Source organism: Moorena producens PAL-8-15-08-1, from assembly GCF_001767235.1.
Classification (GTDB): Bacteria; Cyanobacteriota; Cyanobacteriia; order Cyanobacteriales; family Coleofasciculaceae; genus Moorena; species Moorena producens_A.
Window position 1 is genome coordinate 3,698,370 of sequence record NZ_CP017599.1, and the last position, 14,404, is coordinate 3,712,773.

The 14,404-nt window shown below is 42.5% G+C and carries 13 protein-coding genes; 9 read left to right on the top strand and 4 right to left on the bottom strand.

All coding sequences use genetic code 11. The annotated features are described in order from the left end of the window. The first annotated feature begins 31 nt into the window (after window positions 1–31). Together nusB and ftsY are read left to right on the top strand one after the other, a co-directional pair. Complete coding sequence (gene nusB, locus BJP34_RS13760) at window positions 32–661, top strand: transcription antitermination factor NusB (RefSeq protein WP_070392837.1); 630 nt, start codon at window positions 32–34, stop codon at window positions 659–661. A gap of 871 nt (window positions 662–1,532) precedes the next feature. Beyond that, window positions 1,533–3,404 carry a signal recognition particle-docking protein FtsY gene (gene ftsY / locus BJP34_RS13765; RefSeq protein ID WP_070392838.1) on the top strand — a complete coding sequence of 624 codons (1,872 nt, stop codon included), beginning with the start codon at window positions 1,533–1,535 and terminating at the stop codon, window positions 3,402–3,404. Between the two features lie 396 nt (window positions 3,405–3,800). On the opposite strand, the gene BJP34_RS13770 is transcribed toward ftsY, so the two are convergent. Continuing rightward, complete coding sequence (locus BJP34_RS13770) at window positions 3,801–4,223, bottom strand: helix-turn-helix domain-containing protein (RefSeq protein WP_070392839.1); 423 nt, start codon at window positions 4,221–4,223, stop codon at window positions 3,801–3,803. A 355-nt stretch (window positions 4,224–4,578) separates the two neighbouring features. Here BJP34_RS13770 and BJP34_RS48840 point away from each other — a divergent pair, with 355 nt between their 5' ends. The 4 genes from BJP34_RS48840 to BJP34_RS13780 all read left to right on the top strand — a co-directional run bounded on the left by BJP34_RS48840 (window position 4,579) and on the right by BJP34_RS13780 (window position 9,123). Next, window positions 4,579–4,713 (top strand): hypothetical protein, encoded by a 135-nt coding sequence (locus BJP34_RS48840; protein ID WP_267876562.1) that lies wholly within the window; start codon window positions 4,579–4,581, stop codon window positions 4,711–4,713. Window positions 4,714–4,968: 255 nt separating this feature from the next. Next, the gene (locus BJP34_RS43215; protein WP_158517197.1) at window positions 4,969–5,130 is read left to right on the top strand and encodes a hypothetical protein; all 162 of its coding nucleotides are present in this window, start codon (window positions 4,969–4,971) and stop codon (window positions 5,128–5,130) included. Between the two features lie 645 nt (window positions 5,131–5,775). Then, entirely contained in the window at window positions 5,776–6,708 is a 933-nt protein-coding gene (locus tag BJP34_RS13775) for a hypothetical protein (RefSeq protein WP_070392840.1), read from the top strand. 186 nt (window positions 6,709–6,894) lie between these two features. After that, complete coding sequence (locus BJP34_RS13780; protein WP_070392841.1) at window positions 6,895–9,123, top strand: caspase, EACC1-associated type; 2,229 nt, start codon at window positions 6,895–6,897, stop codon at window positions 9,121–9,123. An 8-nt stretch (window positions 9,124–9,131) separates the two neighbouring features. Here BJP34_RS13780 and BJP34_RS13785 read toward each other — a convergent pair whose 3' ends face one another. The 3 genes from BJP34_RS13785 to BJP34_RS13790 all read right to left on the bottom strand — a co-directional run bounded on the left by BJP34_RS13785 (window position 9,132) and on the right by BJP34_RS13790 (window position 10,449). Then, window positions 9,132–9,524, bottom strand: a complete 393-nt coding sequence (locus BJP34_RS13785; RefSeq protein WP_070392842.1) for a hypothetical protein — start codon at window positions 9,522–9,524, stop codon at window positions 9,132–9,134. A 154-nt stretch (window positions 9,525–9,678) separates the two neighbouring features. After that, on the bottom strand, window positions 9,679–9,873 hold the full coding sequence (locus BJP34_RS43220) for a hypothetical protein (protein WP_158517198.1): 195 nt from the start codon (window positions 9,871–9,873) through the stop codon (window positions 9,679–9,681). A gap of 153 nt (window positions 9,874–10,026) precedes the next feature. Next, window positions 10,027–10,449 carry a helix-turn-helix domain-containing protein gene (locus tag BJP34_RS13790; protein WP_070392843.1) on the bottom strand — a complete coding sequence of 141 codons (423 nt, stop codon included), beginning with the start codon at window positions 10,447–10,449 and terminating at the stop codon, window positions 10,027–10,029. A gap of 817 nt (window positions 10,450–11,266) precedes the next feature. On the opposite strand from BJP34_RS13790, the gene BJP34_RS13795 reads away from it, so the two are divergent. The 3 genes from BJP34_RS13795 (at window position 11,267) to BJP34_RS13805 (ending at window position 14,347) form a co-directional block, all read left to right on the top strand. Next, complete coding sequence (locus tag BJP34_RS13795; RefSeq protein ID WP_070392844.1) at window positions 11,267–11,893, top strand: type I restriction enzyme HsdR N-terminal domain-containing protein; 627 nt, start codon at window positions 11,267–11,269, stop codon at window positions 11,891–11,893. A gap of 994 nt (window positions 11,894–12,887) precedes the next feature. Beyond that, window positions 12,888–13,910, top strand: coding sequence for a GAF domain-containing protein (locus BJP34_RS13800; RefSeq protein WP_070392845.1), 1,023 nt, complete (start codon window positions 12,888–12,890; stop codon window positions 13,908–13,910). Window positions 13,911–14,035: 125 nt separating this feature from the next. Continuing rightward, window positions 14,036–14,347, top strand: coding sequence for a carbon dioxide-concentrating mechanism protein CcmK (locus BJP34_RS13805; protein ID WP_070392846.1), 312 nt, complete (start codon window positions 14,036–14,038; stop codon window positions 14,345–14,347). Window positions 14,348–14,404: the final 57 nt, after the last annotated feature.

Sequence of the window (14,404 nt, forward strand, 5' to 3'; positions counted from 1 at the left end):
GTAAAAGGACAAAATTAACTAAGGACAAACAATGCAACCTCGCAGAATTGCCCGTGAACTGGCTCTTTTGAGCATCTCTCAGATGCCCAACTCACCAGAGCGGTTGGATACACAACAACTGAATAATCTGGTGCTGGCGGCTGTTCGTACCCTGACTGGAGAAATTCAAGAGGCTTTAGAAACGGCGGCGGCTGAACTGAAACGGGGTAGCGATCGCATTCTCGACAGTGAAACTCGTGCTACTGATGTACGTAGTGCTAGAGCAATGGTAACTGATGCAATTGAGTTAACTGAAAAAGCGATCAATCACTTGGGAAGCGCGGTAGAGATTCCCGAAATTGTCCAGTTGTCTAATACGGTTGAAGTCCGTAGCTATACCCTAGAAATTCTCAAAGCTGTCAGTCGTAGACAGCTTGAGATTGATCAGATGTTGAACCAAGCCCTTAAAGATTGGCAACTGAAGCGCTTACCTCGTATTGACCGGGATATTCTGCGCATGGCTGTGGCGGAAATTTCGTTTTTAGGTATCCCAGACCGAGTCGCAATTAATGAAGCAGTGGAACTGGCTAAACGCTACAGTGATGAAGAGGGACACCGTTTTATTAATGGTGTCTTGCGTCGTGCCAATGAGTTAATTAAAACTCAAGCTCTAACACAATAGCGGAGGGAGTAGGGAGTAGGGAGTAGGGAGTAGGGAGTAGAGAGGGTAGTGGTAAAGATGTAGTGATTTGGCTAGGGTCTGGTCAAGGTAACGGGAGCTAAAATCACTACTTGTGTAGCACTACCGTAGAGAGGAGGAGTATCGGGAATAGACGAAAATTCGGCTAATAGGCAAGGCTAGATTAGAAAATTAATAATATTAACTCAAATATCGATAAAATTAAGACAAACAGATAAACATCAAGCGAGAGTTAGCCACTTAATTCCCATACGTGGACAGCGAACGCGCCCCGCGTGGCCTACGGCCAGCGTACCGGGATAAATCCCGGCTATCGTGTTAGAATAGAGATGCGAGTAAGGAACAAGGTTGGTTGCGTTGATTTTTTGCGCTTTACGGTGAGATTCCGGCCAGGAGGAGACGGGGTGAATCCCACGACCATGGAACAGGTAAGTAATGCAGCAAAAAGTAGCGATTTATTGCCCTAATTTGTTTGGTACAACCACTCCGAAAGCTATTGTGAATTAAAAGTAAATCCACAGGTTAACTTTTTTTGGTTAATCCGTTCGCGTAGCGTGGCCATAGGCCAGGGAGGTAGGGCAGTTTTGAGTCTGCCACAACGGTACAGGCTAGATTCATTTCTAGTTAGTATTGTGAGCGTCGTGGAGAGGCGCTTTCCAATGGCGAATCAGATTCGCCATTGGAAAGCGCGCCAAGCGCGGTTTTAACCCGCGTAACGACACGACTCTTAGAATCCACGCGATTTCAATCCGTGGAGAACTCAAGGTTAGGCATTAGCCTAGGCTAAGCACTCAAAACCTAAATCAAATATTGAATATATATAGTTAACTTAAAAAATAGTCAAGTAAGGGTAATGGTCTTTAATTGGTTCCACCGAAAGTCTGATGCTAGCGCAGGGTCTGCTAAGAAAAAGGACTCTGATACATCTCAAGTAGAATCGGAACAAAAGGCAACAGAGCAACAACCAATAGACCAAGCTGATTCTAAATCTGTCCAAGAGTCATCCTCAGCAGCAGCTGATGATTACCTGAGTTGGGCAAAAGCTGCCTACAAAAATGTTCAGAAGCAACAAGTAGATCAATCTCCAGAGATAGACACTACTGACAGTAAGCCAGTAGATGATTCAACGGCTCAGCCAGCAGCAACGGCTACAGTGGCAAAACCCCAAGAATCACAAGAGACTGAATCTCCAGCGGCTGAAACATCCGAAGTGTCTGAGGAAACTGACACGACAGTTACGGCTGAGATAGCTCAGATAACTGTTGAATCAGAATCACAATCAGAATCACAAGTACAATCTCAAGCAGAATCGGAATTAGAAGAGTCTACGGTTAGTCAAGCTTCGGTAGATACTGCTGAAACGGTGGAATCAGTAACCGAGCAATCCTCTGATCAGATGGTAGAGGAGGTAGTATCAACACCATCGGATTCAGTCAGGTCTAATCATGACTCATCTATAGCCATGACCTCGGTTGAGAATAAACCAATCCCTGAGTCAGATAGCTTGACAAGTGATATAGCTCCATCAACTGAGACAACAGAGGAAGAAACCCCCGCTTCTGGCCCAAGTTGGGCGCGCCGAGCAAGCACTAACCGACTAGCACGACTGGAACGTCTTAAGGAAACAGCCATTGAAACCCCTGAACCGGAACCTGAAGTGGCAAGTGTGATCGAGGATGAAGGGGAAGCAGAGATAGATCAAGATATGCTTGGTCTGGCCTTTGATGATGGGTTCTTGTGGTCAGCAGAGGTGTTGGCATCTCAGGGAAGAAGTCCTGAGGATATCTCGATCGAGGAAATTAGCTGGCTCAAGCAACTGCGTCAGGGATTGGGCAAAACTCGTCGCGGGTTGATTAACCAACTAAAGGCGATAGTGGGTCAAGGCCCGTTGAATCAAGACGCGGTAATGGAGATTGAGGCACTGCTGTTACAGGCAGATGTAGGAGTTGAGGCCACTGACTATATTATTGAGACTCTACAAGCTAGGTTGCGGGAGGAGTCTCTACCAGCAGAAAAAGCGATCGCATATCTCAAACAAATCATCAGGGATTTGCTAGAGCAACCTTACAGTAACAATTACAGCCGGACCTTTGCTCCAGAAAACGATACCTTGAATATCTGGCTGATGACTGGAGTCAATGGTGCTGGAAAAACTACTACTATTGGTAAACTCGCTAACTTAGGTCAGAAGTCAGGCTACCGTTGTTTAATTGCAGCAGCAGATACCTTTCGAGCTGCGGCAGTGGAACAAGTTAAGGTTTGGGGAGAGCGCAGTGGTACTGAAGTGATTGCTAATCCTGGTAAGAATACTGATCCAGCTGCTGTTGTGTTTGATGGCATTAGTGCTGCCCAATCTAGAAATACGGAATTACTGTTGGTTGATACAGCAGGACGATTGCAAAATAAGAAAAATCTAATGGAGGAATTAGCGAAAATTCGACGAATTGTCGCTAAAAAAGCCCCAGATGCCAAAGTTGAATCGTTGCTAGTGCTGGATGCTACCTTAGGTCAAAATGGTTTACGTCAAGCACAAGTCTTCTCAGAGGCGGCAAAACTGAGTGGAGTGGTATTGACAAAATTGGATGGAAGTGCTAAAGGTGGTGTCGCTTTAGCAGTGGTGCGGGAACTGGGCTTACCGATTCGCTTTATTGGTGCAGGGGAAGGGATTGAAGATTTGCGGCCTTTCTCTAGTTATGAGTTTGTGGAAGCTTTGCTAAGTGGTTAAACTGGTCTTGATTGAAATTGCTGGTTATGACAGCAAGGGAACAGGGAAGAAAAATTATTACAATTCCTACACGGATCCCTATAGTCATGGTCTGATCACTGATTATGGGATCAAAAAAATATAATTGCTAAAAAACGCGATCGCTACTGTCTCGCTCATCTAAAAAACGCGATCGCTAAAGTCTCGATCGCTTAGTAGTTGCGTAGGGTGCGTTAGGGACGGGCTCGCTGTGACCGCCTCTAACGGGCCTTGTGAGGACAGCCCGTCCCGTAACGCACCACCTTATATTCATTTCGCCCCTCAGCAATGCCCGATCATCAAGGATAAGACAGCTTGTCGTGATTCGATTTTAATGGAATTGGCGGTAGGCCAAGCTACGCCAAGGCAAATTCCCCATCACGCTGAAATCACTTCAAAATCAGAAATCGTCTCAATCCACACCCGTGCTCCACAATTGAGGGGATCATCTGGACGATACATCACCCGACAAGGGCCATTGACCTCTACCGTATGACCGTAAACATTTTTAGAGCCTCGCTTCACCGTAATTACAGGATTACGCTCCCCGGTCTTGAGATTGTTGCGAATCACCCTCTGGTTAACATGAATCACAGCCTTAGTGTAATTTGTACGCTTTGACCAGTTCCGTTTTGGTCCGCGAGTGCCAGGAGTGACCACCGGCATACCATCAAACAAGGGAATCACCCAAGTTCTACCCACCTTATAAGCCCCTTTAACTCTGCCTTTGCCCAGAAGGTAACGGACGCGAGTGGCAGAAACACCAAGTAAATCAGCGGCTTGTGCAGTGGAAATCATCATGGGGAGTAAACCATTGCTTTGACGATATCTTTACTTTAACACACTTGTTCTGAAAAGGCAAGGGCATGGCAAAACTATTGCATTATCGCAATTTAAAAGAAAAATGGGAGTAGTGGGTGTAGTAAGTTAAAAATTATAAAAGGGTGGTAAAAACTATTGCATTATCGCAATTTATAATTTTGTGGGATATTTAGGATATGTGGAGTATGTGGGAGTAGTAGTGGAAAAGGGTGCTATAAAACTATTGCATTATCGCAATTTCTGATCTGATGGGGTATATGGACTGTATAGGTATTGTGGGAGTCTTAAGTTAAGAAGGGGCTAAAAAACTATTGTACTGTCGAAATACTAACTCTTGCCTGTTCCCTGTTGCCTTTCTTATGGAACAGGGATTGACCGTAGGTCACGCTACGGGAACGCATTCCTGAAACCCTCTTTGTTACTCGACCATAGGGAATGCGATCGCTTGTCTTATATCAAGTCAGGATAATTACCCTGTCTTGATGCAGTCGCTCATGGTTTGAATTTACCGTAAGACAGTTGAGCCTTAATCAATAAGTTTTACACATGCATCTGCATAGCCTACCAACCATAAAGGCTCAACTGTCTAAGGTTTGGTCTCCGGGGAAACCCCCAAGACCGCGCTGCATCGCTTAATAAAAATCTTCCCCATCTCCCCATCTCCCTATCTCCCCATCTCCCCACCCTCCCCACACTTCCCACACTCCCCACCCTCTCCTTAATTATGGGTATTCAACCAGACTTGATATTATTCTCCCTTACGGCGGTTTGCATAACTATCAGGTACACAGGATTGTTTTCCCTCTTGCCTCTTGCCTCTTGCCTCTTGCCTCTTGCCTCTTGCCCCTTCACTGCTCCCTACTCCCTCCTAGGACTTTGTACCTAACCGAATAGAAAACCGCTTTATGCACACTTTTGCTTTTTTGTCAATTCATAAGTCTTAAAATTGATCGATTGTTTCGGGGAAATTAGAGTTTTTAAATGAGATGTAAACAGAGGATGGCTCTAACCGGAAACAATAAACAGCTAAAAGAGAAGAGTAGGAAAGAGCTCCGATATTTTTTGATGTGATCAGAAATCAGCCTTAGTGTTCATGACCTATTTGGAAAAGGGTTATTTTCTCTGATGAAAGAATAAAAGATTAGACGAAAATTGTCTCTATTTTGTTCCTCTTGTTGAAGATTGTGATATACTACTATCAAATAAACTATACTCAAAGTAAATAATCAATCATAAAAATATAGCTAGTTGTTATGGCTTCGCTAGACAATTTTTTGTGACGCCAATTACAACTTTCATAGCTCATAAGACTAGATAATAAGATAATACTAATTTTTATAATTAATAAGTCTAGTAAAATTACGGATTTAATTGAAAAGGCGGGTTGTAAACTTCTCTAACTTCCCCCTTATCCATGGAAGCTGTAGATACAGCTTGCCAGTAACCTGATCAATAATTGTGTGATTGTGGCTTGTGCTATACGTCGCTGCCAAGTGTAGTAACTTTGTCAATCTAAATAGAGCTGAAGTCAATGACCGATGAAAACATTCTGCTACCCAATCCCCAAGAAGATGAGACTTTATTGGCTGACCTATTTGAGCAAGTAAAAAAATGGGAAAGTAACCTGGATGAAAGTACAAAGCTTGGTGTAGGTGCAACCGCCGTTAAAAGCTTGCTGGAAAGTAAAGTTAGCTTTGGCAATCCCAGGGATAAGTTGATATTGCTTACCGAAGACCTATTTGAAGAAACTGAAGAGGGATTGAGCAACATTTATCGACAGCAAATGCGTGATACATTTGATTTCTATTATATGACTGTTACTGTCGATTTGCGTCCCAAACCAGGGGTTAGATTTTGGCGATTGTGCTGTGAGCTTGACTTCAGTCCCAAAGGAGAAAAAGAGCCCATCGTTCAGTCTATTTTCCCCAAAAGCCAATGGCGACCTGTGATGAACTTCGGGGTGGGCATGAATTTAGCTATTAATAGCAATCTTGATTGGAGTATCGGGATTGATAGCACTGAACTAGTCGAACTTACCACTATTCCTGCGGAGCTTAAAGGTAATGTAGGAAATAAGAACGAACTGAAAGCATTCATTGTCATTCCTGAGTATGCTTACGAAGCTGGTCACTTTGAAATAATTTCCCAAGGTGAAGGTAACTCAAGGTGTTACTGGCGCATTGAAGAGCCCGAAATCCAAAACATACCAACAGTCCAATTTGCGATTGTCTTTAAAGTGCCTAAGGAAATAAAGTCTATTAATTTGCGCGGTATCGCCTGGGGTGAGCCGGATATGAACTGGTTAACTGCTGATATCCGTGATGTTTTCAGCGATCTGGCAGATAGATTCCAAACCTTAATACGAAATAAGAATCAGGCCGCGATTAAATTTAGTCGTAGTGATGTCAAAGAATGGATATTGAACCTGCCGAAAGCTAATCTTACACAGGATTTAGCGACTTAAATTCCCTAAACATTGGAGTACTTTCGTCCAATTAATCAGGTGCGTTACGGGACGGACTGTACTAACACTGGCTAGCAAGAAAATGATGGCTCGCCCGTCCCTAACGCACCCTACTGGCGTGGCACTACGCCACTTGGAGTACTTTCGTCTTTGGGCAATTAATCAGCTTTATCTGATTGGACAGCTATGACTAGAGCCTACTACACCTATCGCATCTACCTGATCAATTATTATACAGTGGGGGTTGAAAAGAAAGAACCTGGAAAGCTCGATAATCGAATCTCTGGACCATTTCGCTATCAGGATAAGATCACCCCAGAAGTCAAGGAGTTGATCGAGGAGGTTCGTAAAAATGGACTCAAAGATGCTAACAAGTCGAGGTTACTCGGAGAAGCATTGTTTGATACCTTGTTTGATGATCGACTTTGCCATGATTTTATTGGATTTTATAACGAAGTTGTTCGCACTAAACAGCAACTGCTACGGGTAGAACTAGATATAGACGAGCAAAATATTCCTGAAGTGGCAGCGTTTCCGTGGGAATTTATGTGTTTGCCTCAGAGGACTAACTCAGGAACAATTTGGTTGGCTACTGCACCTGGCTTGGTCTTCTCGCGCCTGCCCTCACACCCGATTTCAGCACCACCGATTCAGTTAGGCGCAAATGAAAAAATGCGGATTGCCTTAGTTGTCTCTGCACCGACAGATTTAAATCCAGTTGCCTACGAGAAAGTGCAGGCGGCGATAGAGACACTAGCCCAGGAACAACCAGAGCAGGTGGAATTGTTACCAGTAGTGAATCCAGCTAGCCGCAGTGCTATTGATAAAGTTCTTAGGAAAAAGCCTCATATTTTCCATTTCATCGGTCATGGTCGTTTCGAGAATGAAAATGGTGAAATTGCCTTAGTGGATCAATTAGGTGAGGCACGGTGGATTAGCGCCAATGAATTTAGTGACCTCTTTAATCGCCATCGACCTGGAATTATTGTGTTGCAGGCATGTCAGGGAGCAATGGAGTCTACATCGAAAGTATCTGTAGGACTAGCTTCCAAGGTTGTGCAGCAACTTATTCCTGTAGTCGTGGCCATGCAGTATCCAGTGTCTAACAGCACAGCTAGCCGATTTGCCTGCCACTTTTATAAACAATTAGCTCAAGGCAAGTCAGCAGATATAGCAGTACAGGAAGGAAGGCGAGAAATTAGTCTCGATGAATCAACAGGATATCGGAAACGGGATTTTGCGACACCTGTGATTTTCATGCAAGTGCAAGATGCTCAATTATTTCCACATCCAATTGAGTCAGTATTTCAACCTCAAAATCAGCCACTTGTGCAAGACAAGCCAAGCCATAAACAGCTCCATGTAAACGATGCTCGCCAATCAAAAGGGGTAAAACGAGCGCTGTTGATTGGAGTCAGTGAGTATGGAAAGGGGTTAGAGCCACTACCTGGCGCAACCAAAGATTTAGAGGAAATCAAACGAATACTGGGTTCCCCACAACTGGGTAATTTTGTTGATGTCAAAGCTCTCAGCAATCCTAATCGACAGGAAATGGAGGAGGCTATTGAAGAGTTATTCGCCACTTCTACAAAAGATGATCTGGTGTTACTGTTCTTTTCAGGTCACGGTGTCAAAGATAGCAGCAATCAACTGTACTTAGCAAATCGTATTACTCGTAAGAATTCACAGGGGGAACTAGTTAGGACAACCGCAGTTTCCGCTAAGGCTATCCATGACATTATGAAAGGTAGCCGCTCCAAGCGACAAGTGGTTATCCTCGACTGTTGCTTTAGTGCAGCTTTCCGTAAGGGTCTACTAGTTAAAGATGATGGCTCTGTCGATCTTCAAAATCAATTAGGAGGAGAAGGGCGTGCTATTCTCGCGTCTTCAACTGAATATTCCTTTAGTCAATTGGACAAACAGCTCTCAATTTACACTCAGTATTTGGTAGAAGGCATTGAAACGGGAGATGCTGATTTGAATCGGGATAGGGTGATTTCTCTGGATGAGTTACATAAGTACATCGAAAATAAGATTAAAGAAACCCTTCCTGATATGAAGCCTAAAATCTATACTGATCAGGAAGGGTCTAAAATCCACATTGCTAGAGCACCAAGGGATGATCGCCCTGTTTTAGATACGCCTTTAGTTACCCCAGAGGGGATAAATACAAGTTCAAAAGCAGATAATTTTTTAATACTTACCATACCTAAGAAAATGCTATCAAAGCGTGTTCTAGTTATTGCTGTTTTGGCTTCGGTCTTGACCATGTTAGTTGCGGCAGTACCCCTGGATTGTTGGTATACAAACAAAATACGGAAGGATAAAGGTAAAACTTGGGCTTTAAACCGGGTAAAGAACCATTCGTTTCGTAGTCGATGTGAGAAATTAGGGTTTAATTTTGATGGAGAATAATGTTAATTTTAGGGGGATGATTTTCGTGAACTAGTTGTTTCACATTTTTTTATCGATCTATCTCGACAGTATAAAAAATCATTTTCAATCATCAAATACTCAGGTTTATAATTGCCTTGTATTTGTATAATAGAAGATAGATTATCTTTAATACCTATAATTTTAACATCCAGTCCGGTTTTAATACATCCTATTCTTGGCCAGTCGTTATTCTTTAATTTTTTGTGATGTATGGGTACAGTGTTTGCGCCTTCACACTTCTCATTATCATCAACAAAGTTGATAGTATAATCATCAACTGATCTTGAATTATCCTGACCAAAAGCTGTTGTAACTATACCGAGCAGGAGAATAATGCTTACTCCAATAATAACAAAGTAATTTAAAATTTTTTCTTTCATGACAAAGAGAAGAGTAATGGTTGACTACTATACTCTTCGCTAGGTCTAAATTAAATCAGGATATTTGACTAAGAAAGCAAGAAATATCTCCAAAAATTCATGAAATGGCGGTAAACTCCCACAAAACAGTGTTTTACACTAGTCAATGTTTATGCTAAGTTAATTCTTTGTTTGAAGAAAAAGGCAAGAGGCAATAGGCAATAGGCAAAAGGCAAAAGGTAAGAGGCAAGAGGCAAAAGGCAAAAGGCAAAAGGCAAAAGGGGACTGCTGTAAATGTCGCAGAAGACAGCAATCCGGATAGTTTGGTTTTTGGCCTAAAAGCCCCACTGCCTAAAGTCTCGCTCCCCAACTATCGGACAGTTTGTGATTATTGGATGTGAATCCGATTGGCCTAAAGCCACGCTAAGGGATTGACCATAAGTCACGCTACGCGATCGCAAAACATTGACTGGTTCAATGCGATTGGCCTAAGGCCACGCTACGCGATCGCATTCACATCCGATCACGCTGAAATCACTTCAAAATCAGAAATCGTCTCAATCCACACCCGTGCTCCACAATGTAGTGGATCATCTGGACGATACATCACCCGACACGGGCCATTGACCTCTACCGTATGACCGTAAACATTTTTAGAGCCTCGCTTCACCGTAATTACAGGATTACGCTCCCCGGTCTTGAGATTTTGGCGAATCACTTTCTGATTAACGTGAATCACAGCCTTAGTGTAATTTGTGCGCTTTGACCAGTTCCGTTTTGGTCCGCGAGTGCCAGGAGTCACCACCGGCATACCATCAAACAACGGAATCACCCAAGTTCTACCCACCTTATAAGCCCCTTTAACTCTGCCTTTGCCCAGAAGGTAACGGACGCGAGTGGCAGAAACACCCAGTAATTCAGCGGCTTGTGCAGTGGAAATCATCATGGGGAGTAAACCATTGCTTTGACAATATCCTTAATTTAACACACTTGTTCTGAAAAGGCAAGGGCATAGTAAAACTATTGCATTATCGCAATTTAAAGCTGTGGTGTTAAATGGGATTAGTGATTGTAATGGGATTCGTGGTCTAAAAGGGTTCTCTAAAACTATTGCATTGTCGCAATTTCAAGGTGGAATAAGTGTAATGGGTTAAATAGAGTAATAGAGAGAAGAGGGTGCTAGAAAACTATTGCATTCTCACAATCTCAAGCAGTGAGGGCAACTGGGATTAGTGACACTAATGGGATTAGTAAGGTAAAAGGGTTTTTAAAAACTATTGCATTTTCGCAATCGAGTGCGTAGGGTGCGTTAGGGACGGGCTCACCCTCATTTTCCGCCTCGAGCGCCAAGGTTAGAAGAGCCCGTCCCGTAACGCACCACCCAAACGGCTGTTCCCTGTTCCCTCTGAATGATAAAAAAAATTCGGTCAAGGATTGAAGTTAAGCAAAACTTGACCGAATCATGAATTGTACTTTGCCACGAGTACAGCCTAGCTGCACCATCCACCCATAAGTGGATCAGAATCATTAAATTGTTATCAAGTTAGTCAGCACATTCTCGCGTGTCAATAACATCCCAACGTAAGTATTCAGCGGTCAGCGGTCAGCGGTCAGCCGTTGGCCTTTAGCTGATAACTGATAGCACCTCAAGTAGCGTGCGCGTAGCGCATTAGCTGATAGCTGAATACTTATCAAAATTGCTATAAATAATTCATAATGATATCTGATTACTTAAACTCTAAACTCTAAACTTTAAACTACCGATGGTTCAAACAATTCCTGCAAAAGAGATTACATTACGTCAATTAAGACACAGATTTAATCTAGAACGAACCGATGATGAACAGTTTTTTCGAGAATGGCAAGACGATTTACCCGAACTGACAGAGTTTGAAAAGCAATTGCTAGGGCAAGTTAAAGAAGAGTATCTTTACTTATCTGAGTCTCCGTTATTGGAAGTGATCCTGAAAATGGTGATAATATCGCCATTATTGAGACTAGCAGGATTTTATCGTCATCCCTTTGAAATCACAGCAGAAAAAGAGGTTAAAATTACCTCCGAAGATGATGGTATAATTGTTAGTGGACGTATTGATATTCTGATTTTTAAACCAGAATTATGGGTTACTGTTATTGAAGCAAAAGGCACAAAATATGCCTTAGCAGCGGGAATTCCCCAAGTCTTAGCCTATATGTTAGCTAATCCTAATCCAGAGCAACCTCTCCTCGGGTTTATCACCAATGGAAATGAGTTTAAATTCCTAAAGATGACAACCACCAAGCCACCTAAATATGCTCAATCCTATACATTCGCTCTTGAGAACAAAGATGACCTTTACACTGTTCTGAGAATATTAAAACGTATTAACCAACTCATCCAAAATCTCTAGTCAGCTTCCATCAGCTGTCAGCCGTCAGCTGTTCGCTCACGCTGCTTGAGGTGCTTATTTTATTCAAAAGCTGTTCGCACCTTAAGTAGCGTCGTCAAAGGCCAAAGCTTACCTCTTTTCTTGATGCAAAGCGCGAGTGGGGGAAACCCCCGCAGGTCGGCGCTGCATCGCTTATTCAAAAGCACCGATCTAGTAGCGTGGGAATTAGCTGATAGCTGATAGCTGATAGCTGATAACTGATAGTTATCAACATCTTAAGGGGGTTGTCCAGGATAACTGATCTACTAGCGCCCCTCAGCTAAATGTCTAAGTTTTCCTGGATGATTTAGCTTACTGCTCAGAAGCAGTTGATGTAGCATCGGCGTAGCGTATTAGCTGACTGCTTACATTTCCTGGAAAAGACTTTACCTTTTTCATAAAAAGCACTATTATACTGATACTGCTGCCCAGCGCTTACTGGAAGCAGCACATGATACCCAAGCAAAAAGAAGCGATTATCTGTTTATTGATCAGGTTATTGATCAGGTGCGACAGCTCTATACCAACTATGGTATCTTCACCATAGTGGGAATTTAAGTAAGGGTAACTGACGCTATGTAGCTGATACTGTGACTGTTATCAATAACTTATAGGTTATTAACAAGCACGGTTAATTGCCTAGCAACATCTAGCGCAATCCAGTAGTGAAAGCAGCAACTAGTTTGGTAAAACTACCTAGGGAGTCTAGTTAACTAATGGGATAAACCTATTAGAGACTAAGAGCAGTGACATGAAGTATCCGGAATATCGATAAAAACCAATAGATTGACAGCCGGGACTTGGGTAAAAAAAAATACCAATTCAAGTAGGGTGGGCAACCTAATTTAATCTATAAAAATGAAAATAAACTAACTTTTTTTGCCTATCCGACAAGCTAAAACCAGGTATTTTATTTTTTAGCTACTCCCTAATCAGTTGGAGTTGAGAGAAGCAGCTTTCCCAAAATCACAAAAGAATGGAAAAATTGTATAGTGTACACCCTAAGCACCTCGAAACAGTCAAATTAGTTTGGAAGCGTAAGCGTCGGGGAAGAGATATAGACCTAGCTAATGAATTAGATTTAGACTTGCCCATTGTTAATCTTTTTCTGATCGGGAAGCCTATTAAAGGTCTTTTCTTTGTAGAAATTTGTCAAGCATTGCACTTAAACTGGCGAGAAATTGCTGGTTTAGAGTTACTGGAAACTCCGGTGAAATCCTCAGAGATTCAAGTAGATACCAGTGAAGTAGATACCGTAGATACCAGTGATGCAATTGGTCTACGGCCACGCTACGGGAACGCAAAACCAAAACTTATCGAAGAGGTGAACACCGTTGATGACGCTTTAGGGGAGTTAGTGGACACCCTCAAAGAAATGTTAACTCGCCTGACTCGAAAAGCGGGAAACATACTAAAAGCAGACCGTACCAGTATTTTTTTACTGGATCAGCACAGTAATATACTCGGTTCCATTGACGCTGATGATGGTCAAGGTGGCTCCCTAGTCATTGATATTCCAGCAAATAAAGGAATTGCTGGTGCAGCTGTTACCTCCTTAAGTATTATTAATGTTCCCTTTGATGTCTATGACGACCCACGTTCTGAAGAAGCGAAAAGAATCGACAAAATTACCGGTTACCGAACCTATACTATGCTAGCTTGGCCCGTGTTGAATCAGCAAAAAAATTTAATTGCTGTGGTACAATTAATTAATAAATTAAAGCCCAATAGTCATCCAAACGATGACTTGTATGAAAGAATCGATCTAAAGGGGTTTACCAAAGAAGATGAAGAACTGTTGGCTCAATTTACTCCTTCAATTTTGAGAAATTTAGAACGATGTCAGTTATGTTTCCAACTAGCCCGTAAACTTTGGAAAAATTCAGAAACTGAATCAGGGATTATCGAACCCTATAATCAACAACTGATTACTGAACTCCAGGAGAAAGAAAAACAGGTGCGCAAGAGCCTAAAAAAACTAACCAATTTTTATGGTTAAATTTCAATATTTTATAGTTTAAATTTTAAATGTTAACATTTTAGGCAAGCCAGGATATATTTTCCCTAATAACTCCAGTACAATCAGATTTAACCCAATTTTCGTGTTGACCGGAGTAGAACACAATGCCAGCAGCAGTTGGAACTATTGAGACCCTAGGTTTCCCAGGGGTACTAGCCGCAGCAGATGCCATGGTCAAAGCAGGGGCAGTCACACTGGTATCCTATGATAAATCTGAGAAAGGTCGGTTTATGGTTAGCGTCCGTGGTAAAATTTCAGAGGTAAACGTCGCGGTAGCAGCTGGTCTGGAAGCCGTAGAGAAAACCTATGGTGCAGAGGTGACAGCTTACTATATCATTCCTAACCCTAATGAAAATGTGGACACAGTGCTGCCCATCCACTACACCAGCAAAGTCGAAGAGTTCCGAACATTTTAAACAAGTACACTTAATCGCTATTTGTCAGAATCGGTAGCGAAGATTCGTACAATAGTT